This window comes from Stenotrophomonas sp. STEN054 (genome assembly GCF_056854535.1).
On the sequence record NZ_JBXFWG010000006.1, the window covers coordinates 104,255 to 124,336 of the forward strand.

Annotated in this window: 16 protein-coding genes; 10 read left to right on the forward strand and 6 right to left on the reverse strand. The window is 68.0% G+C overall.

Features of this window, described 5'->3' with window-relative positions; all coding sequences use genetic code 11:
* Window positions 1–89 precede the first annotated feature (89 nt).
* The 4 genes from AC1VXD_RS03895 to yeiP all read left to right on the forward strand — a co-directional run bounded on the left by AC1VXD_RS03895 (window position 90) and on the right by yeiP (window position 5,124).
* On the forward strand, window positions 90–983 hold the full coding sequence (locus AC1VXD_RS03895) for a hydroxymethylglutaryl-CoA lyase (protein ID WP_482990923.1): 894 nt from the start codon (window positions 90–92) through the stop codon (window positions 981–983).
* Window positions 980–3,574 carry a sensor domain-containing protein gene (locus tag AC1VXD_RS03900; protein WP_482990924.1) on the forward strand — a complete coding sequence of 865 codons (2,595 nt, stop codon included), beginning with the start codon at window positions 980–982 and terminating at the stop codon, window positions 3,572–3,574. The genes AC1VXD_RS03895 and AC1VXD_RS03900 overlap by 4 nt, the downstream gene beginning before the upstream one ends.
* A gap of 164 nt (window positions 3,575–3,738) precedes the next feature.
* Window positions 3,739–4,509, forward strand: coding sequence for an SDR family oxidoreductase (locus AC1VXD_RS03905; protein ID WP_482990925.1), 771 nt, complete (start codon window positions 3,739–3,741; stop codon window positions 4,507–4,509).
* Between the two features lie 48 nt (window positions 4,510–4,557).
* Window positions 4,558–5,124 (forward strand): elongation factor P-like protein YeiP, encoded by a 567-nt coding sequence (gene yeiP, locus AC1VXD_RS03910; RefSeq protein ID WP_482990926.1) that lies wholly within the window; start codon window positions 4,558–4,560, stop codon window positions 5,122–5,124.
* Window positions 5,125–5,252: 128 nt separating this feature from the next.
* On the opposite strand, the gene AC1VXD_RS03915 is transcribed toward yeiP, so the two are convergent.
* The 4 genes from AC1VXD_RS03915 to AC1VXD_RS03930 all read right to left on the reverse strand — a co-directional run bounded on the left by AC1VXD_RS03915 (window position 5,253) and on the right by AC1VXD_RS03930 (window position 9,490).
* A complete protein-coding gene (locus AC1VXD_RS03915) occupies window positions 5,253–5,717 on the reverse strand; it encodes a hypothetical protein (RefSeq protein ID WP_482990927.1) in 465 nt (154 codons plus the stop codon).
* 101 nt (window positions 5,718–5,818) lie between these two features.
* Window positions 5,819–7,717, reverse strand: a complete 1,899-nt coding sequence (locus tag AC1VXD_RS03920) for a DUF7844 domain-containing protein (RefSeq protein WP_482990928.1) — start codon at window positions 7,715–7,717, stop codon at window positions 5,819–5,821.
* A gap of 10 nt (window positions 7,718–7,727) precedes the next feature.
* Window positions 7,728–8,039 (reverse strand): DUF2388 domain-containing protein, encoded by a 312-nt coding sequence (locus AC1VXD_RS03925; RefSeq protein ID WP_482990929.1) that lies wholly within the window; start codon window positions 8,037–8,039, stop codon window positions 7,728–7,730.
* Between the two features lie 62 nt (window positions 8,040–8,101).
* Entirely contained in the window at window positions 8,102–9,490 is a 1,389-nt protein-coding gene (locus AC1VXD_RS03930; protein WP_482990930.1) for an FAD-binding oxidoreductase, read from the reverse strand.
* A 172-nt stretch (window positions 9,491–9,662) separates the two neighbouring features.
* Between AC1VXD_RS03930 and serA the strand changes: the two genes are divergently transcribed.
* On the forward strand, window positions 9,663–10,904 hold the full coding sequence (gene serA / locus AC1VXD_RS03935; RefSeq protein WP_482990931.1) for a phosphoglycerate dehydrogenase: 1,242 nt from the start codon (window positions 9,663–9,665) through the stop codon (window positions 10,902–10,904).
* Between the two features lie 67 nt (window positions 10,905–10,971).
* Here serA and AC1VXD_RS03940 read toward each other — a convergent pair whose 3' ends face one another.
* A complete protein-coding gene (locus AC1VXD_RS03940) occupies window positions 10,972–11,586 on the reverse strand; it encodes an NUDIX hydrolase (protein ID WP_482990932.1) in 615 nt (204 codons plus the stop codon).
* A gap of 130 nt (window positions 11,587–11,716) precedes the next feature.
* Here AC1VXD_RS03940 and AC1VXD_RS03945 point away from each other — a divergent pair, with 130 nt between their 5' ends.
* The 5 genes from AC1VXD_RS03945 to mtnC all read left to right on the forward strand — a co-directional run bounded on the left by AC1VXD_RS03945 (window position 11,717) and on the right by mtnC (window position 17,351).
* Window positions 11,717–13,189: an amino acid permease gene (locus AC1VXD_RS03945; protein ID WP_482990933.1), complete on the forward strand. Its 1,473-nt coding sequence runs from the start codon at window positions 11,717–11,719 to the stop codon at window positions 13,187–13,189.
* Window positions 13,190–13,273: 84 nt separating this feature from the next.
* Window positions 13,274–14,701, forward strand: coding sequence for an amino acid permease (locus AC1VXD_RS03950; protein WP_482990934.1), 1,428 nt, complete (start codon window positions 13,274–13,276; stop codon window positions 14,699–14,701).
* 659 nt (window positions 14,702–15,360) lie between these two features.
* On the forward strand, window positions 15,361–16,002 hold the full coding sequence (locus AC1VXD_RS03955; RefSeq protein WP_108770673.1) for a methylthioribulose 1-phosphate dehydratase: 642 nt from the start codon (window positions 15,361–15,363) through the stop codon (window positions 16,000–16,002).
* Between the two features lie 92 nt (window positions 16,003–16,094).
* Window positions 16,095–16,652, forward strand: coding sequence for a 1,2-dihydroxy-3-keto-5-methylthiopentene dioxygenase (locus AC1VXD_RS03960; protein ID WP_482990935.1), 558 nt, complete (start codon window positions 16,095–16,097; stop codon window positions 16,650–16,652).
* Window positions 16,653–16,655: 3 nt separating this feature from the next.
* Complete coding sequence (gene mtnC / locus AC1VXD_RS03965) at window positions 16,656–17,351, forward strand: acireductone synthase (RefSeq protein ID WP_482990936.1); 696 nt, start codon at window positions 16,656–16,658, stop codon at window positions 17,349–17,351.
* 84 nt (window positions 17,352–17,435) lie between these two features.
* Here the strand turns inward: mtnC and AC1VXD_RS03970 are convergent, their stop codons facing one another.
* Window positions 17,436–20,054 (reverse strand): beta-mannosidase, encoded by a 2,619-nt coding sequence (locus AC1VXD_RS03970; RefSeq protein ID WP_482990937.1) that lies wholly within the window; start codon window positions 20,052–20,054, stop codon window positions 17,436–17,438.
* Window positions 20,055–20,082: the final 28 nt, after the last annotated feature.

Genomic DNA, 20,082 nt, shown 5'->3' on the forward strand with positions numbered 1-20,082 from the left:
GGCCGCCCCCGTTCTCCAGGAACCCCCGTGATCGCACCCGCTTCCGCACCTGCCGCCCGCCCCACCCTGCCCGCCATGGAGGTGCGCCGATGAGCGATTTCGTCCGCATCGTGGAAGTGGGCCCGCGTGACGGCCTGCAGAACGAAAAGCAGGCGGTGGCCACCGCCGACAAGATCGCCCTGATCGACCGCTTGTCCGCCACCGGCCTGCGCACCATCGAAGCGACCAGCTTCGTCAGCCCGCGCTGGGTCCCGCAGCTGGCCGATGCGGCCGAGGTCTATGCCGGCATCGACCGCCGCCCCGGCATCGCCTACCCGGTGCTGGTCCCCAACGAGCAGGGCTATGACCGTGCGCGCGCCGTGGGCGTGCAGGAAGTGGCGGTATTCACCGCTGCCTCCGAGGCCTTCAACCGCACCAACACCAATGCCGGCATCGACGAGTCGCTGGCCCGGTTCGCGCCGATCCTGCGCCGTGCCGCCGAGGACGGGGTGCGCGTGCGCGGCTACGTCTCCACTGTGCTCGGCTGCCCCTACCAGGGAGAAGTGCCGCTGGCCGACGTGGTGCGCGTGGCGCGTTCCCTGCACGAGATGGGCTGCTACGAAATCTCGCTGGGCGATACCATCGGCGTCGGCACCCCGCAGAAGGCGCGGGCCATGCTGAAGGCGGTCGCCGCCGAGATCCCGATGAGCGCTCTGGCCGTGCACTTCCACGATACCTACGGCCAGGCCGTCGCCAACATCGCCAGCTGCCTGGAGGAAGGCGTGCGCGTGGTCGACAGCGCGGTGTCCGGCGCCGGCGGCTGCCCCTATGCCAAGGGCGCCAGCGGCAACGTGGCCAGCGAGGACGTGGTCTACCTGCTGCAGGGCCTGGGCCTGGAATGCGGCGTGGACCTGCCGGCCCTGGCGGAAACCGGGTGCTGGCTGGCCGGCCTGCTCGGTCGCGCCACCGCAAGCCGGGTCGGGCAGGCCCTGGCGGCGACATGAACGACAGCGGCCCGCGCGACGTTCCGGCCTACGGCGAAGCATCCGCCGTGACCGACGACGCGCTGGCCGCACTGCAGGCCGCGTTGGCGGACGCCCCGCCCGCCGCGCAGGCACGCCTGCTGCGCCAGGCGATGGAGGCACTGATCGACGCCCGCCTGCGCATGGGCGAGGCACAGGAGCGTTACGCCGCCCTGTTCGATGCGGTGCCCGACCCGGTCAGCATCCTCAGCGCCGATGGCGTGGTGCTGGACGTCAACCGGGCCGGCGTCCATGCCTATGACCGCCCCCGCGAGGCCATCGTCGGCCAGCCGATCGAACTGCTCAATCCCGACCTGCCCAGCGACCACCTGCAGCCGGTCTGGGAAGCGCTGAACCGCGGCGACACCTATGTCATCGAAGTGACCAACATGCGCGGCGATGGCAGCCGCTTCCCGGTAGAGGTGCATTCGGCCAGCTTCCAGGACCGTGGCCAGCCCTGCATCGTGGCTGTGGCGCGCGACCTGAGCGGCCGCTGGCGTGCCGAATCGCGCTACCGCCTGCTGATGGAATCGATCGACAAGGGCGTGATCCTGTTCGACCGCACCCTGCGGGTGATCTCGGCCAACCCGGCCGCGCATCGCATCCTCGGCATCGCCACCAACGGCAATCCCTTCGACACCCTGCTCGACCCCGAGGCCTGGCTGATCGTCGACGAGCATGGCAACACCCTCACCCAGGCACAGTGGCCGGCCATCCGCTGCTTCCAGGCCGGGCGGGTCATCCGCAGCACGATCATCGGCCTGTACCACCGCCCGCGCGGGCGCATGCTGTGGCTGTCGACCACCAACGTGCCGGTGTTCGGCACCGGCTGCGACCAGGCCGACCATGTCTATTCGATGTTCAGCGACATCACCGAGCTGAAGCGCAACAACCTGCTGTTCGCGCGGGCGCAGTCGCTGGCGCACATCGGCGGCTGGGAATGGGACCGCAGCCTGCAGCGCCTGTACCTGACCGACGAGGCGCGTCGCATCGTCGGCCAGCCCGACGACCTGCAGGACATGACCGACCTGCTGGACTGCCTGCGCAGCGATGACCGCGCCTCCCTGCAGCAGGCCCTGGCCGACACCATCGAACACCGCAGCAGCTTCGGCCTGGAACTGCAGGGCCAGCGCCGCGACGGCCACTCGTTCTGGATCCGGATGATCGGCGAGGTCTCCACCGGTGACGTCGATGCCGCGCGCATCACCGGCACGGTGCAGGACATCACCGAACGCAAGCAGGCCGAAGAGACCCTGCGCGTGCAGGCGCGCACCGACCCGCTGACCGGCATCATGAACCGCGATGCGGTGCTCACCGACCTCGGCGTGCGCATGGGCAGCCCGGGCCACGACCGGGTGGCGGTGCTGTACATCGACCTGGACCGCTTCAAGGTGGTCAACGACCTGCTCGGCCACAACGCCGGCGACGAGCTGCTGATCGAAGCGACCCGGCGCATCGCCACGGCCATCGGCACCGAAGGCCTCCTCGCCCGCTTCGGTGGCGACGAGTTCCTGGTGATCTGCGACCTGCGCGACCAGCCCGACCAGGCCGAGCAACTGGCCGAACACATCACCGCCGCGTTCTCCGCGCCCTTCAGGCTGGGCAGCGACGAGTTCCAGGTAACCGCCAGCATCGGTATCGCCAAGGCCCCGGGCGACGGCGACCGCCCGCAGCAGCTGATCCAGAACGCCGACACCGCCATGTACGAGTGCAAGCGCCGCACCCGCAACGGCTGGCACGTGTTCTCGCAGGAACTGGCCGAGCGCCAGAACGACCGCCTGCAGATCGAGAGCCGGCTGCACAAGGCGCTGGACGGCGATGAGTTCCGCCTGGTCTACCAGCCGCAGATCAACCTGCGCACCGGCGCCATCACCGGCTGCGAGGCGCTGATGCGCTGGCACAACGGCCAGCTGGGGCAGATGCGCCCGGACCTGTTCATCGGCCACGCCGAGCACACCGGCGACATCGTGCGGATCGGCCAGTGGGCGCTGCGCGAGGCCTGCCGGCAGGTGCGGCAATGGCAGGATGATGGCCTGGAGACAATGCGGGTGGCGGTCAACGTGTCCTGGCGGCAGTTCGTCGGCGAGGACCTGGCCCGCTGGGTACGCCAGGTGCTGGACGAGTTCGAGTTGCCCGGCACGGTGCTGGAACTGGAGTTCACCGAGCGGGTGCTGATCGAGGACGCACCGGACACCCTGCGCACCTTCGCCCGCCTGCGCGAAATGGGCGTGATGCTGACCATCGACGACTTCGGCGAGGGCTACAGCGCGCTGAACTACCTGCGCCGGCTGCCGATCCACGGCCTGAAGCTGAGCCAGCTGTTCGTCGAGGGCATCCCCCGCAACCGCTCGGACGTGGCGGTGTGCGAGGCGGTCTGCGCGATCGCCCGCAGCCTGGGCCTGGGGGTGGTGGCCGAGGGCGTGGAGACCGAAGCGCAGCGCCAGTGCCTGTTGGGTTTGGGGGTGAGCGTCGGCCAAGGCTTCCTGTTCGCCCCGGGCCTGCCCGCCGGCGAGTTCGAGCGGCGGCTGCGCGGGCGCGACCTGCCCGGCATGGCCCGGGGCGTGGCCGAGTAGAGCCAGGCCATGCCTGGCTGCGGTGCACCGGGGAGTCGACAAATAGAGCCAGGCCATGCCTGGCTGCGGTGCATCGGGGCGCATAACGCTTTGCAGCAGCGCACAACAGCGCGCGCCGTGGCTTCCGTTAGAATCGGCGGTTCTCGAACCTGCAGGACCGTTCAATGCAGCTGTCTTCCGTACGTGCCGTGATCACCGGCGGCGTCTCCGGCCTCGGCCTGGCCGTGGCCCAACACCTGGTCGCCAACGGCGGCAAGGTCGCCCTGTTCGATCTCAACGACGACAAGGGCGCGGCCGCCGTGGTCGATCTGGGTGCCGGCTCGGCCCGCTACTTCAACGTCAACGTCAGCGATGAGGCGGCCGTGGCCGCGGCCATCGACCAGGCCCACGACTTCCTCGGCGGCCTGAACGTGGCGATGAACTGCGCCGGCATTCTCGGTGCCGGCCGCGTGCTGGGCAAAGAGGGTCCGATGCCGCTGGCCGGCTTCCAGGGCACGGTGATGGTCAACCTGGTCGGCAGCTTCAACGTGGCCAAGGCCGCGGCCAACCGCATGCAGCACAACGAGGCCGGCGACGACGGCGAGCGCGGCGTGATCATCAACACCGCCAGCATCGCCGCCTACGAAGGCCAGATCGGCCAGGCCGCCTATGCCGCCAGCAAGGGCGGCGTGGTGTCGATGACCCTGCCGATGGCCCGCGAGCTCTCGCGCTTCGGCATCCGCGTCAACACCATCGCACCGGGCGTGTTCTGGACGCCGATGGTGGACGGCATGCCCGAGGCCGTGCAGCAGTCGCTGGCCGCCTCCATCCCGTTCCCGTCGCGCCTGGGCAAGCCGGATGATTTCGCCAGCCTGGTCGGCTTCATCCTCGGCAACACCTATCTCAACGGCGAGACCATCCGCCTGGACGGCGCTACCCGCCTCGCTCCGAAGTGAATCCCCCGGGCGCCGGGACGGCGCCCACCCCCAACGACCAACAACATCATGAAAGCCAACGACATCAAGAAGGGCAACGTCGTCGAGTACAACAACGGCGTGTACCAGATCCGCGACATCGAGCGCAGCTCGCCGCAGGGCCGCGGCGGCAACGTCCGCTTCCGCTTCATCATGTACAGCGTGCCGGGCGGCAACAAGCTCGATGCCAGCTTCGATGCCGACGACAACCTGATCGAAGTCGAACTGCTGCGCCGCCAGTCCACCTATTCGTACAAGGACGGCGATGCGTTCGTGTTCCTCGATGACGAGGATTACACCCCCTACACCCTCGACGCCGACGTGATCGGTGACGACGCCGGCTACATCACCGACGGCCTGACCGGCATCTACGTGCAGGTCATCGACGAGCAGCCGGTGGCGATCCAGCTGCCCGCCTCGGTCGTGCTGGAAGTGATCGAGACCCCGCCGGAACTGAAGGGCGGCACCGCCACCAAGCGCCCGAAGCCGGCCAAGCTGAACACCGGCATCGAAATCATGGTGCCGGAGTACATCGCCAACGGTGAACGTGTGCTGGTGAACACCGCCACCGGCGAATTCGCCGGCCGCGCGGACTAAGTACCCCGCGCCGGGCGTGGTCCGGCGCTACCGTCCTTGTGTAGAGCCGAGCCCATGCTCGGCTGCTTCTGCTGATGCATCGCGGGCGAGGCGCAGCCGAGCATTGGCTCGGCTCTACAAGATTGCGCTTATTTACCGCCGAAGTTGCCGCAGCCGTGGTACTGGTGCGCGCCGATGGTCAGCATCGCCTTGGCCTCGAATGATTCGCCGCTCATGCCGTCCTGGCAGGTGGTGCGCTGGAAGCTCAGCTTGATGGGCGTGCCATCGGCGGCCTTGCCGGCCCAGCCATCGGCGCCCGCGGTGGGTGCGGCAACCTGGAAACGGCGCTCGCCGTAGTCCACCTCGACCTGCAGGCCTGGCGCCTCGCCGTCGACCACGGCCAGCCAGCCGGGTTCGTTGCCGCTGGCACGGAAGGCCGCGGTGCCTGCGCTGCCGTTGCCTTCGGTTTCGCTTGCGGCGGCACTGTCCGCCGCCGGCCCAGGCACGGGCGCTGGCAGGTCGGCGCCTGCCGCTGCGGCGGGCGCTGGTGTCGGCTGGCACGCGGTGAGGATGATGCCCAGGGAGGCAGCCAACAGGCTGGGAGCTGTACGCATGGCTCGACTCCTTGTCGATACTGCTGAGGACACCTGACCGTACCACCTTGGCAACGGCAGGGCCTGAAAGCCGCCTGACCGCAGCCCCGCGCAGGCGGCAATCAGCGAACGGCCACGCCCGCTGCCTGCTCCCGCATTCGATGACCGAGTGCGGCCAGGTTGGCATCGATGTCATCCAGCTCCTGCCGTTGTCCGGCAGGCAGCTCTGCCCGCAGTTGCTGGCGCAGCAACTGCCAGGCGGGTACGGCCGCGGCACTGGCGGCGGTCACGGCTTCGGCGACCACGGCCTGCTCCTCGGCCAGCGGCAACCCGTACCCGGCCTCGGCCAGCAGCCGGCCTGGCCGCAGCCACTGCCCGCTCTGTTCCAGCAGGCCACGCAGCTGCGCGGTTGCCGGGCCGTCCGGCGCCGCCAGCAGGCGACGCTTCAAGGTATCGCGCGCGCGCAGCTCGGCGCGGCGCTGCGCGGCCTGCTCCAGCAGCAGCAACCCGGCGCTGGCGCGCACATCGCCCTGCTGCAGCCACGGCGCGCGCTGCCGCGCGGGCAGCTTCAGCCAGCCCCGAACGTCTGCCGCTGGCAATGCACTCTGTGCCGCCGCGACCGCAAACAGCTGCTGGTAATGATCGCGTGCCGATGCGAAGTAGTAGCCCTGCGCCTGCGCAGTGGCAGGATCATCCAGCACGCGCGCATCCAGCACCTCCAGCCGCGCCAGACGGCGGCGCAGGCCACGCGGGCTCAGCTGGGCCAGGCCCGCCTCGCCCAACCGCGGCACGCCGGCCTGCAGCAGCTTGGCCGTTTCCACCGCACAGTTGTTGCTGACGAAGTAATAGCGCCCGTCATAGCTCCAGTGCACCTGCGCAGTGCGCTCGAGCAGGCTGGTGACCTCGCTGCGGTCGAGTTTCAACGGCAACGACTGCAGGCCCCGCAGCTCGACCTTGGTGTACTCGTCCACCACCTGCTGCAGCGGCAGCACGTACAGGCGCGATGGATAGCCGCCGGTCAGGCCGCGCCAGTTGGAAATCTGCACGTCGCCGACGAAGGCGCGGAAGGACAGGACACGGTGGTACTGCAGATCCAGCCGGCAGGCGGGCCCCGGCACGCGGCCCGGGCGGCAGATCACCAGCCGCAGCATGCTGTGGCCCCAGCGGCTCATCGGCTGCGCACTGCCTTCGGCCAGCAGGTAGTCCACGGCATAGACGCGCGAAGGGTCCAGCTGCAGCAGCGACGCGGCGCCCTCCTCTTCCTCGGCCTGCAGCAGCGGCACGGTACGCTCGCACTGCGTCGTCGGCAGCGACGGCGGCGTCCCGAAGTGCTGCTGGTACCACCGCGCCATGGCCGGCCGGCGACAGGCGAATTCGGCATCGAGGACGAAGCGCTCGGCATTCACCGCCAGGTATTCGGCGGGGTCCTGCAGCTCGTAGGGATCCGGGCTGCGGTCGCTGAAATGATTGGCGCCACGCCCCAGGTGCCACGGCCTGCGCTGCCAGCCGGCCAGGTCGCGCCAGCGCGCGCTGCGCGACCAGTTCGCGCCGCTGCTGTCGGCAACGTGGGTCAGTTCATGGATCATTGCGCTGCGGCGCGCACGGCGCGCACCTGCCTGGCTGTCATCCAGCAGGTCCAGGCGCAGGGCGATGCGCCCGGCGAATGCGCGGCCGTGTACCTGAGCCGGCAGATCATCGCGCCACGACACCCGCACCTGCGCGGGCAAGGCACGCAGCAGGCCATCCGGCAGCAGCGCCTGCACGTCGTCCAGCGTCTGCCGGGCAAGGTGCTGCTGCGGCTCGCTCAGTCCGGTCGGGTCGAGCTGCAGGCGATCGGCGGCGTGCACGGCATGCGCGATCAGCAGTAGCGCCACGCCATGCGTGGCTGTCGTGATCGCGCGCGTACGCCCGGCGCGCTTCTGTAGAGCCGAGCCATGCTCGGCTGCCGTTGCCGCGGGTCCGCGTTGCAGGTCCAGCCGAGCATGGCTCAGCTCTACAGGGAGCGATGCCGGGCCTGTCACGCGACGTGGATCAGCGCGCCAGCAGCGCGCGGGCCAGCTGCAGGTCGCTCTGCTGCTGGGCAGCGGCATCCTGCTCGCGCAGGTGCACCAGCGCCGCCTGCAGGCGCGCGCCACGGATCTGGCCATCGCTGGCAACGAAGGCAGCCGCGTCGTCGCGCGCAGCCCGCACGACCTTGTCATTACCCGAACTGCTGCCCGAGGTACCTGCGGACGAAGCGGAGGCCGAACCGGCCGACGTACCGGCCGACGAGCCGGCAAAGCTGGAAGCGAAGCCGGCCAGCGGCAGGGACAGCAGGGCGAGCAGCAGAAGCGGACGGGTCATCGTGGTCAGGCCATCAGTGGGTATGCGGGGAGCGTAATGGTTGCGTGAAGTCTTTGCCTGCATCAGACGTCGAACAGCTTGCCTGGATTCAGCCGCGCGTCGGGATCGAACGCACGCTTGACCGCCTTCATCAGCGTGATTTCCGCCGATCCGCGCGTGCTGTCCAGGTAGCCCTTCTTGACCAGGCCGATGCCGTGCTCGGCCGAGATGCTGCCATCGAAGCGCGCCAGCACCTGCGCCAGCAGCTTGGTCACGTGCTCGCACTGCGTTACGAAATCGGCGTCAGTGGTGTCGTCGGGCTTCAGGACGTTGATGTGCAGGTTGCCGTCACCGATGTGGCCGAACCAGACCACGTCGAAGTGCGGATACGCCTCGCCGATCAGCGCCTGGGTCTCGGCCAGGAACGCCGGCATCGCCGAGATCCGCACCGACACGTCGTTCTTGTAGGGCTTGTAGCGCGCCACCGCCTCGGTGATGCCCTCGCGCAGGCGCCACAGCTGGGCCGCCTGGGCGTCGCTGGCGCTGATCACGCCATCACTGACCCAGCCATTGCCCATGCAATCCTCGAAGGCCGCCATGGCCGCTGCCTCCTGCGCCTCGTCATTGGCGGCGAACTCGGTGACCACGTAATACGGGTGCACCTCGTCGAACGGCGCCTGCGCACCGTGCGCCAGCACGTGTTCGAGCGCGCGCTCGGTGAAGAATTCGAAGGCCTGCAGCTGCAGGCGTGCACGGAACGCGGCAAACACCTGCATGAGCACGTCGAAGCTGGGCACCGCCAGCAGCATCACGTTGCTGGCCGGCGGCGGGTCGGTCAGCTTCACCGTGGCCTCGACGATCACGCCCAGCGTGCCCTCGGAGCCGATCATCAGCTGGCGGAAGTCGTAGCCGCTGGAGTTCTTGATCAGGCCCTTGTTGAGTTCCAGCAGCTCGCCACTGGCGGTGACCACCTTCAGCCCGGCGATCCATTCGCGGGTATTGCCGTAGCGGATCACGCGGATGCCGCCGGCATTGGTGGCGATGTTGCCGCCGATCGAGCAAGAGCCACGCGCCGCGAAATCCACCGGATAGATCAGGCCGTGTTCCAGCGCGGCGTTGTGCAGCGCCTCCAGCGGCATGCCCGCCTGCACCACCAGGGTGCGGTCGGCGGCGTCGTAGGACAGCGCCTTGTTCATCCGTTCCAGGCTGAGCACCAGCTCGCCGTTGGCCGCCACCGCGCCGCCGGACAGGCCGGTGCGGCCGCCTGAGGGCACCACCGCCACGGCCTCGGCCGCGCTCCAGCGCATCACCGCCTGCACCTCCTCGACCGTTGCCGGCAGGGCAATGGCCAGCGGCGCCGGCGTCCAGCGCCGGGTCCAGTCGCGGCCGTAATGCTCCAGGTCGGCAGGGTCGGTCTTCAGCTTCAGGCCGGGACAGGCCTGCTGCAGCGAGGCGATGCGGGAATCGGTCATGACAGTCCAGCGCGTTGCGTGAAGAACGGGCAAGCGTGCCAGCGGCGCGGGCCAGCGTCCAGCCCCGGCAACCGCCTGCAGATGGCTGCGAATGCAACTATTTCTGCACTGCACCATGGCCCCGGCGATCTGGCATAGTGGTCAGCCCCTGTCCCACTGGCCGTGCCGCACCATGTCGCCGAAGAAGACTTCGTTCCCCAAGCAGGATATCCGCGTGCTGTTGCTGGAGGGGGTCAGCCAGACCGCCGTGGAGGTATTCACCTCCGCCGGCTACAGCCAGATCGAAGCGCACAGCAAGGCGCTGCCGGAAGACGAACTGAAGGCGCGCATCGCCGAGGCGCACATCGTCGGCATCCGCTCGCGCACCCAGCTCAGCGCCGAGGTGCTGGCCGAGGCCAAGCGCCTGATCGCGGTGGGCTGCTTCTGCATCGGCACCAACCAGGTCGACCTGGATGCGGCCGAGCTGGCCGGCATCCCGGTGTTCAACGCCCCCTATTCCAACACCCGCAGCGTGGCCGAGCTGGTCATCGCCGAAGCGATCATGCTGACCCGCGGCATTCCGCAGAAGAACGCCGAATGCCATCGTGGCGGCTGGTCGAAGTCGGCCAGTGGCAGCCATGAAGTGCGCGGCAAGACCCTGGGCATCATCGGCTACGGCCACATCGGCACCCAGGTCGGCGTTCTGGCTGAATCGCTGGGCATGCAGGTGATCTTCCACGACGTGGAAACCAAGCTGTCACTGGGCAATGCCCGTGCCGCGGCCAGTCTGGACGACCTGCTGGCGCGCGCCGACATCGTCACCCTGCACGTACCGGAAACCCCGTCCACGCAGTGGATGATCGGCGCCACCGAGCTGGCGAAAATGCGCCCCGGTGCCCACGTGATCAATGCCGCACGCGGCACCGTGGTCGACATCGATGCGCTGGACGCGGCCCTGGCCAGCGGCCACATCGGTGGCGCCGCGCTGGACGTGTTCCCGGTCGAACCCAAGGGCAATGGCGATTTCTTCGAATCGCCGCTGATCCGCCACGACAACGTGATCCTGACCCCCCACGTGGGCGGCAGCACGCTGGAAGCGCAGGACAACATCGGCATCGAGGTGGCGGCCAAGCTGGTGCGCTACAGCGACAACGGCAGCACCCTGTCGGCGGTCAACTTCCCGGAAGTGACCCTGCCCGAACACGCCGACAGCCTGCGCCTGCTGCACATCCACCAGAACGTGCCGGGCGTGCTGTCCAAGGTCAACGAGATATTCTCGCGGCTCAACGTCAACATCGACGGCCAGTTCCTGCGCACCGATCCGAAGGTGGGCTATGTGGTGATCGACATCACCGCCAGCGAGCAACAGGCCGGCGCCGTGCGTGACGAGCTGGCCGCGATCCCCGGCACCCTGCGCACCCGTATCCTGTATTGATGAAGGCGTCGCCGGGCGTGGCCCGGCCCGCACGACGGTAGCGCCGGGCCATGCCCGGCGGAATGCTTCAGCGGGCCAGCCAGCGGTTGGCCATGCGCTGCATCGATTCGTCCGAGGCCGGATCCGCGGCGACCTCGGCCACCGGGCGCCAGGCCAGGTCGAGCGATTCCCCGCTGAGCACGAAGCCCTCGCCACCCATGGCACGGATCACGAAACGCACATCGTAGTGCCAGTGGCCGGGCACATCCTTGCGCTCGGGAATCCAGTGCTTGTCCAGGTCGAAGATGGCCGGGTCGTCCAGCACCAGGCCGCTCAGCCCGGATTCCTCTTCCCCTTCCTTCAGCGCCACCCGGGCCAGGTCGCGGTCGCCGTCGGCGTGGCCACCCAGCTGCAGCCAGCGCTGCAGCTTGCGGTGGTGGGTCAGCAGCAGCCGCTGGCCATCGGCACTGACCAGCCAGCAGCTGGCCGTGAAGTGTCCAGCCAGACGTTCCCGGCAGAAAGGATCTTCCGAATCGTCGATCAATGTGCTGAATCCGGCAGCCAGCGCGTCGTGGGATGGCTCACGGCGGGCGTAGTCCTGCAGCAGCCCACGCAGGCGATCGTCAAGCGCGGCAAGGGATTCGGCGGGTTGGTTCATGAATGCGGGGATATCGGAAAAATACTGCTCATTATCGCCGTTCATTGTTGCGATTGCGCTTGTGCGGTGGCTTCAGCTTTGGCTAAGGTACAGCGGGCCGTTCGCACGGTCTTCATCATTCCAGGCCGTCGGCAACGCATCGGCGGCCCCAATCCGATCACCAGGAAAGTTCTGCATGCTGAAAGCACTGTTGAGGGTCAAGCCGGTCCAACCGGCCGGGCACGTCGATGCTGGCGAACCCATCGAAGGCAGCCTGGACGGCGAAGCCACGTTGAAACGGACCCTCACGGCGAAACACCTCATCATGCTCGGCATTGGTGCGGTGATCGGCGCAGGCATCTTCGTGCTGACCGGCCAGGCCGCGGCCAACCATGCCGGCCCGGCAGTCATGCTCTCGTTCGTCATCGCCGGCTTTGCCTGCGCGCTGGCGGGCCTGTGCTACGCCGAGTTCGCGGCGATGATGCCGGTCTCCGGCAGCGCCTACTCCTACTCCTATGCCACCCTCGGCGAAGGCATGGCCTGGTTCATCGGCTGGTGCCTGGTGCTGGAGTACCTGTTCGCCTCGGCCTCGGTCGCGGTGGGCTGGTCGGCCTACCTGATCAGCTTCGTCACCAGCACGCTGAACATGCCCTTCCCGGACGCGCTCAGCGCAGCACCGATCGCTTGGACCGGCAGCGAGTTCGTCGCCTCCGGCAAGCTGTTCAACCTGCCGGCGGTGCTGATCATCGCGGCGGTCTCGGGCCTGCTGTATGTCGGTGTGACCCAGTCGGCCTTCGTCAACGCGATCATCGTGGCCATCAAGGTCACCGTCATCTGCCTGTTCATCGGCATCGGCGCGGCGCATATCGATCCGGGCAACTGGCACCCCTTCATCCCTGAAAACACCGGCCCGGGCGAGTTCGGCTGGAGCGGCATCTTCCGCGCCGCCACCATCGTGTTCTTCGCCTACATCGGCTTCGATGCGGTCTCCACCGCCGCCGGCGAGACCAAGGACCCGCAGCGCAACATGCCGATCGGCCTGCTCGGCTCGCTGGCCGTGTGCACCATCGTCTACATCATCGTCTGCGCGGTGCTGACCGGCATGATGCCGTACCACCTGCTGGGTACCGACAAGCCGGTGGCCACCGCGCTGGAAGGCTTCCCGCAGCTGGCCTGGCTGAAGACCGCGGTCGAGATCGGCGCCATCGCCGGCCTGTCCTCGGTGATCCTGGTGATGATGATGGGCCAGACCCGCATCGCCTACACGATCTCCCGCGACGGCCTGCTGCCGAAGTTCTTCGGCAAGGTCCATGCCCGCTTCCGCACCCCGTACTGGGCCACGATCGTGGTCGGCGTGATCGCCGCGGCGCTGGCTGGCCTGGTGCCGCTGAACGTGCTGGGTGAACTGGTCTCGATGGGCACCCTGCTGGCCTTCGCCACCGTCTGCATCGGCGTGCTGGTCCTGCGCTACAGCAAGCCGGACCTGCATCGCCCGTTCCGCGTGCCGGCCGTCTGGATCATCTGCCCGCTGGGCGCGGCCACCTGCCTGTTCCTGTTCTGGCAGGCGTTCGTGGTGCATTGGCACCTGTTCGTGGGCTGGACCGTGCTGGGCCTGCTGATCTACCTCGGCTACGGCATCCGCAACAGCAAGCTGGCCAAGTCCTCCTGATGTGCCTACGGGCCGGCCCCTGCGCCGGCCCGTCCGTTTCTCCCCGCGCGCCGGCAGCGGCGCGCTTCGAAAAGATCGACATCCATGTTCAAGCAACTGTGGGCCACCAAGCACCCGCATGCCGCCCATGAAGACGCCAACGGCCTGAGCCTGCGCCGCCACCTCGGCCCGTGGGGCCTGACCGCCCTGGGCATCGGCGCGGTGATCGGCGGCGGCATCTTCGTCATCACCGGCCAGGCCGCGGCCAACCACGCCGGCCCGGCCATCATGCTGTCCTTCGTGCTGGCGGCCATCTGCTGCGCCTTCTGCGCGCTGGCCTACGCCGAGTTCGCCTCGATGGTGCCGGTCTCGGGCAGCGCCTACACCTATACCTACGCCACCTTCGGCGAGCTCTCGGCCTGGTTCATCGGCTGGATGCTGGTGCTGGAGTACGGCGTCTCGGCATCGGCGGTGGCGGTCAGCTGGACGGGCTACTTCCTCAGCCTGCTCAGCCAGTTCGACATCCATCTACCTGCGTCACTGGTCAGTGCGCCACTGGACGCGCAGCTGCGCCCGACCGGCGCCATCGCCAACCTGCCTGCGGCCGGCCTGGTGCTGCTGCTGACCTGGCTGTGCTACGTCGGCATCAGCAAGTCCTCGGCGATGAACATGGCGATGGTCGTGCTGAAGACCGGCCTGATCATCCTGGTCATCGTGGTCGGCTGGAAGTACGTGGACACCAGCAACTGGACCCCGTTCATCCCGGCCAACGAAGGCCCCGGCAAGTACGGCATGGAAGGCGTGCTGCGCGGCGCGGCGATGGTGTTCTTCGCCTACATCGGCTTCGAGGCGGTGTCGGTGGCGGCGCAGGAATCGAAGAATCCGCAGCGCGACATGCCCTTCGGCATGATGGTGTCGCTGGTGATCTGCACGGTGCTGTACATCGCCATGGCGGCGGTGATGACCGGACTGGTGCCCTACCCGCTGCTGGGCACCGACGAGCCGGTGGTGACCGCCGTGGCCGCGCACCCGCAGCTGGGCTGGTTGCGCTGGGTGGTCGAGGTCGGCGCCCTGATCGGCCTGTCCTCGGTGGTGCTGGTGATGATCATCGGCCAGCCGCGCATCTTCATGATCATGGGCCGCGACGGCCTGCTGCCGCCGGTGTTCACCAAGATCCATCCCAAGTACCGCACCCCGCACATCAATACGGTCATCACCGGCATCGGCATTGCCCTGCTGGCGGCGCTGTTCCCGCTGGACATCCTGGGTGAACTGACCTCGATGGGTACGCTGATCGCGTTCGCGGCGGTGTGTGCGGGCGTGCTGATCCTGCGCCGCACGCAGCCGGACCTGCCGCGTCCGTTCCGGATGCCGATGGCATGGCTGATCTGCTCGCTGGGCGTGCTGAGCTGCCTGGCGCTGCTGTCGGCGATGACGCTGCACAACTGGATGCTGATGGGCGTGTGGACGGTGCTCGGGTTCGTGATTTATTTCGGTTACGGGTTCAGGCACAGCCGCCTGCGGGGTCAGTAAGGTTTTGGGTGTTGCAGGGCCTGCGGCCCTGCACCCGCTTTTGCAGCACAAGCTAACGTCCAGAGCAACAGCGGGGTTGAGGGTTTGGCGGGAAGGGGTGAGATTGCGGGGGATGCTGCAAGTACGTCCCTGTAAGCTCGGTCGCCGCATCCATGCGGCTCACGCCCCCGCATCCTCACCCCTCCCCGCCTTCGACACTCTCTTGCTGCTGTTGGTGGGTGCCGACCGTTGGTCGGCACGAGGTCGGATCTCGTAATGGTTTGTCTCCGGTCGATGAATCCTCTGTGGAGCGGAGCCATGCTCCGCCCGGTAGATCCACGCCATGCGTGGATGAATTCGTCCGGGGAATGATTTCTCTCCGGTCGATGAGTCTTCTGTAGAGCGGAGCCATGCTCCGCTCCGAGCAAGCGCAGCGCCGCGACCCGCTTCTGCCCTCCCTTCTTCATTCCGTGGCTGGTACGCACGGAACCTGTCCGTGGCCGGGCGGGTGGGTTGCGCGGGGGTGCGAGCGCCATGGATGGCGCTCACAAGCCTCCAGGGACGGATTCACGGCGCCCCCTGCGCAGCCCACCCGCCCGGCCAAACCCGGGAACCCGCGTTCCGCGACCAACCAGCCACGAGGGGCTCAGCCGTTGGCCGAATCCAGTAAAATCGACCGCATGAACGCCCCCACCTTCCCCTACGACACCGCGCGCCTGAGCGAACTGGCCCAGCTGCTGATCGACAACGTCCGTGAGCTGGCCCACGCCGGCTGGACCCCGGCCACCAGCAGCAACTTCTCCCACCGACTGGACGACCGCCACGCCGCGATCACCGTCTCGGGCAAGGACAAGGGCCGCCTGATCGAGGACGACATCATGGTGGTGGACTTCGACGGCCTGGCCGTCGGCCGCCCGCTGCGCCCGTCCGCCGAGACCCTGCTGCACACCCAGCTGTACCGCCGCTTCCCGGAGATCGGCTGCGTGTTGCACACCCACTCGCCGGTGCAGACCATCGCCTCGCGCCTGTACGCGCCGCAGGGCCACATCCGCATCGAAGGCTACGAGCTGCTGAAGGCCTTCGCCGGCAACAGCACCCACGAAATGGCCATCGACGTGCCGGTGTTCGCCAACACCCAGGACATGAACGTGCTCTCGGCGCAGGTCGATGCCCTGCTCGATACCCAGCCGCTGTGGGGCTACCTGATCGACGGCCACGGCCTGTACGCCTGGGGCCGCGACATGGCCGAAGCGCGCCGTCACATGGAAGCCTTCGAGTTCCTGTTCCACTGCGAACTGGAACTGCGCAAGCTGCGCGGCTGAGCCTGCGCCGGGGTGCAGATTCCAAACCGGAATCTGCACCCCTTCACCCCCCTGTTACCCTGTCTTCCCCCCGAGACGTTCAAGCTGCCGCCATGAGCCGACTGCGCATCTACGACGACATCCGCCCTGAATCGCCGCTGCTGGATACCCAGGACGGCGCGACCATCGCCGCCGAACTGAAGAAGATCGACGTCACTTTCGAACGCTGGCAGGCCACCGCGCCGGTCGCGCCGGGCGCCAGCCAGGACGAAGTGTTCGCCGCCTACCGTGCGGACATCGACCGCCTCGTTGCCGAACACGGCTTCAAGAGCGTGGACGTGGCCTCGATCGCCCCGGACAACCCGAACCGCGCCGAGCTTCGGAAGAAGTTCCTCGACGAGCACTTCCACAAGGAAGACGAGGTGCGTTTCTTCGTCGCAGGCTCCGGGCTGTTCACCCTGCACGTGGACGACAAGGTCTATGAGATCGAGTGCGTGAAGGACGACCTGATCGCCGTGCCCGATGGCACCACCCACTGGTTCGACATGGGCGATGAGCCGAGCTTCGTGGCCATCCGCTTCTTCACCGAGCCGGATGGCTGGGTTGGTCATTTCACCGGCACCGACATCGCGCAGAAATTCCCCCGTTACGTTCCCACCCAGGCGTCCTGATCCATGCAGCCCCGCGTCATCCTGACCGATATCGAAGGCACCACCAGCAGCATTTCGTTCGTCAAGAACGTGCTGTTCCCCTATGCCCGCCAGGCGCTGCCGGCGTTCGTCGCCGAGCACGGCCAGCAGCCCGGCGTCCGCCGCTGGCTGGATGCGGTGGCCACCGAGATCGGTGGCGCCTGCCAGGACAGCCTGGTGGCCGAGACGCTGCAGGGCTGGATCGACCAGGACCGCAAGCACACCGCGCTGAAGGCCCTGCAGGGCCTGATCTGGGATGCCGGCTACCGCCGCGGCGACTACACCGCGCACTTCTACCCGGAAGTGGCGCCGGTGCTGAAGGGCTGGCATGCCTCGGGCCTGCCGCTGTACGTGTATTCCTCCGGTTCGGTGCCGGCGCAGAAACTTTTCTTCGGCTTCAGCGACGCCGGTGATCTCAGCCCGCTGGTGTCGGGCTGGTTCGATACCGAGATCGGCGGCAAGCGCGAGGCGGACAGCTACCGCCGCATCGTGCAGGCCATCGGCGTGCCGGCCGGCGAGGTCCTGTTCCTGTCGGACGTGGTGGAAGAACTGGATGCCGCCCGCGAGGCCGGCCTGCAGACGCGCCTGATCGACCGCCTGGACGACTACCCGATGCCGCGCACCGGCCAGGCTGCCAACGGCCACGACCGCGTCGAGAATTTCCAGCAGATCCAGCTGTAAGCAAGGAAAAGGGGACGGAGGGGTTTAAGTTCTTTGTGGCATACATGGGCCACAAACGACTTAAACCCCTCCGTCCCCTTTTTCTCAACGGTCGTTGAGGGTCTTTATCTTCAGGGCTTCGCGCAGCGTTACCAGGTCCACCGCGCCGCGCACGGCGATGTCGCGGGTCTCCCCCGGCAGCAGGTCCAGCAGGTTGTCTTCCACCTGCACGTCCAGGGCCCCGAAGTCGATCCATGCCGAACGCACGTAGGCCGCGCTCTGCAGTCGCAACCGGTAGTGGTCGCCGTCGATGGCCAGCACCGCCTTCAATGCCTGGCGCGGCAGCATCTGGTCCTTGGCTTCGACGAAGCCAACCACCTGGCGTGCACTTACCTTGCCATCCTGCAGCAGCTCGAACACCGCCACGGTGCGCTTCGGGTCGGCGCCCGCCAGCAGTTCGGCATCGGCGAAGTCGCCGACGGCACTCACACCGGCAGCGGCCAACGTCACCGGCACCTCGCGTCGGCGCAGCACCTTGCCCTCCACGTCCATCACCCGCAGCCGCCAGCGTGCGTCGGCGGCGCTACCGTCGTTGATCAGGCGCACCCGCGTGCGTCCCGCATCGCGCAGCGCTGCCAGCGTCACCGGCGCGAAGAAGCGCCGTGCGGCGAAGTGCAGGGCCTTCCAGCGCCCGAAGTAATCGACGCTGGACCATGAGGCACCCGGCCATACATCGTTGAGCTGCCAGTACAGCGAACCCATCGTGTACGGCCGCGAGGCGCGATGATGCAGCGCCGCCAGCGCGATGCCATCGGCCTGCATGACCTGGCTGAGGTAGACGAAATCCTCGAAATCCTTCGGCGTGCCGTAGCCCAGTGCGATGTAATGCAGCAGGCGGCTGTTGCCCTCGCCGGCCATGAACTTCTGGTGCGCGCGGATCACCGGGCTGTCGATGCCCTGCTCGTCGCGGCTGGCGATCTGGTCAACCGTCGCCAGCGACGGCCAGGCCTGCAGGCCGTATTCGGACATGAAGCGTGGCGTCTCGCGCAGATAGGCCTGCACCGGCAGCGCCGGATTGCCCCAGACCTGCCAGTAGTGCTTGTCGCCGCGGGTGGAATCGTTGGCCTTTTCGTCCAGATCGTTGCTGGGCGAACTGGACCAGTACGGCACGCCCAGTCCCTCCTCGCCCACCACCTGGCGCAGGTCCTTGCCGAACAGATCGACATAGCCCTGCCAGACGCGGGCAGCGAGCGCAGGATCGGCGGCCTTCAGGTCGCGGCCGTGGCCCCAGTCCTTCCAGGCGGTCTCTTCTTCGTTGTTGCCACACCACAGCACGATGCTGGGGTGGTGGCGCAGCCGGCGCACGTTGTCGCGCGCCTCGGCCACCACGCTGGCGCGGAACACGGGGTCGTAGCCCGGCTGCATGCCGCCACCGAACATGAAGTCCTGCCAGACCAGCAGGCCCAGCTCGTCGGCGATGTCGAAGAACGCGTCGTCCTCGTAGTAGCCGCCGCCCCAGTTGCGCAGCATGTTCATGTTGGCGTCGCGCGCAGCGGTCAGCACCTGGCGCAGGCGGGCGGCCTCGACCCGTGCAGGGAAGGCATCGAAGGGAATCACGTTCGCGCCCTTGGCGAAGATCTCCGCGCCGTTGATGACAAAAGCGAAGCCCTGCCCGCCCTTGCCATCCTCCTCCCGCCGCAGCTCGACGGTGCGCAGGCCGATGCGCTGCTCGCGCGCCAGCTCGGCGGAACGGCCACCATCCAGGCGTGCCTGCACGGTGTAACGTTCCTGCGCGCCGTGGCCAACCGGCCACCAGCGCCGCGGATCAGCCAGTTCAACGGGAATCTCGACGGTGTTCGCCCCCGGCTTCAGCAGCACGCTGCGCTGCAGCTGGGCCACGCTGCGGCCGTCCGGGTCGCGCACGTCCACAGCCACCACGGCCGAACCGGCGGCGCTGCCCTGCTCCACCTGCAGTTGCACGGCAAGCTTCGCCAGCCGCGCATCCAGCGCATCGGTGCGAACGGCCAGGTCGGTCAGCCGGTGCGCATCCCAGGCCTGCAGGTCAACGCCACGCCAGACGCCAGCGGTGACGTAACGCGGGCCCCAGTCCCAACCGAAGTGATAGGCCGGCTTGCGTGCGAAGTTGCCGACCATCGCGTCCTTCGGCTCGTCACCGTAGGGCGAGGGATAATTGCCGGCGATCTTGTGTGGCATCGCCTCCACGCGGGGCAGCAGCGTGCGGATCGGTGAGCGGAACACGACCAGCAGCTCGTTGTCCCTGGCGCGCAGTTGCCCCTCTACACGCGCGTGCCAGGTGCGGTGCGCATTGTCCGCGCGCAGCAGCGGCTTGCCGTTGAGGGAGACCTCGGCGTAGGTGTCCAGACCGTCGAAGCGCAGTTCGGCGTTGGGCTTGGCCAGGGTGGCCGCGTCCACATCGAAGCGCGCGCGATACTCCCAGTCGGCCAGGCCGATCCATTGCAGATCGGCTTCGGCGGCGCCCACGTAGGGATCGCGGATCAGGTCGTGGGCCAGCAGGTCGGTGTGCACGCTGCCGGGCACCATGGCCGTCCGCCACTGCTGCAGGCCCGGATGGCTGGCACCCTGGGCATCGCCGGGCGACAGGCGGAATTCCCACTGCGCCTGCAAGGGCGCAGCGGCAGCGGGGAAAGCTACCACCGCGACCAGCAGCAGGAGCAGACGGACAACGAGGGAACGACGATGCACGTGATGCTCCTGGTGGTATCCGGTAGCG

Excerpts from the sequence above, each read along its gene's own strand:
- AC1VXD_RS03895 (WP_482990923.1), top strand. The coding sequence starts at position 90 with ATGAGCGATTTCGTCCGCATCGTGGAAGTGGGCCCGCGTGACGGCCTG.
- serA (WP_482990931.1), top strand. The coding sequence starts at position 9,663 with ATGTCGCCGAAGAAGACTTCGTTCCCCAAGCAGGATATCCGCGTGCTG.
- AC1VXD_RS03925 (WP_482990929.1), bottom strand. The coding sequence starts at position 8,039 with ATGACCCGTCCGCTTCTGCTGCTCGCCCTGCTGTCCCTGCCGCTGGCC.
- mtnC (WP_482990936.1), top strand. The coding sequence starts at position 16,656 with ATGCAGCCCCGCGTCATCCTGACCGATATCGAAGGCACCACCAGCAGC.
- yeiP (WP_482990926.1), top strand. The coding sequence starts at position 4,558 with ATGAAAGCCAACGACATCAAGAAGGGCAACGTCGTCGAGTACAACAAC.
- AC1VXD_RS03945 (WP_482990933.1), top strand. The coding sequence starts at position 11,717 with ATGCTGAAAGCACTGTTGAGGGTCAAGCCGGTCCAACCGGCCGGGCAC.
- AC1VXD_RS03940 (WP_482990932.1), bottom strand. The coding sequence starts at position 11,586 with ATGAACGGCGATAATGAGCAGTATTTTTCCGATATCCCCGCATTCATG.
- AC1VXD_RS03930 (WP_482990930.1), bottom strand. The coding sequence starts at position 9,490 with ATGACCGATTCCCGCATCGCCTCGCTGCAGCAGGCCTGTCCCGGCCTG.
- AC1VXD_RS03960 (WP_482990935.1), top strand. The coding sequence starts at position 16,095 with ATGAGCCGACTGCGCATCTACGACGACATCCGCCCTGAATCGCCGCTG.
- AC1VXD_RS03905 (WP_482990925.1), top strand. The coding sequence starts at position 3,739 with ATGCAGCTGTCTTCCGTACGTGCCGTGATCACCGGCGGCGTCTCCGGC.
- AC1VXD_RS03900 (WP_482990924.1), top strand. The coding sequence starts at position 980 with ATGAACGACAGCGGCCCGCGCGACGTTCCGGCCTACGGCGAAGCATCC.
- AC1VXD_RS03915 (WP_482990927.1), bottom strand. The coding sequence starts at position 5,717 with ATGCGTACAGCTCCCAGCCTGTTGGCTGCCTCCCTGGGCATCATCCTC.
- AC1VXD_RS03955 (WP_108770673.1), top strand. The coding sequence starts at position 15,361 with ATGAACGCCCCCACCTTCCCCTACGACACCGCGCGCCTGAGCGAACTG.
- AC1VXD_RS03950 (WP_482990934.1), top strand. The coding sequence starts at position 13,274 with ATGTTCAAGCAACTGTGGGCCACCAAGCACCCGCATGCCGCCCATGAA.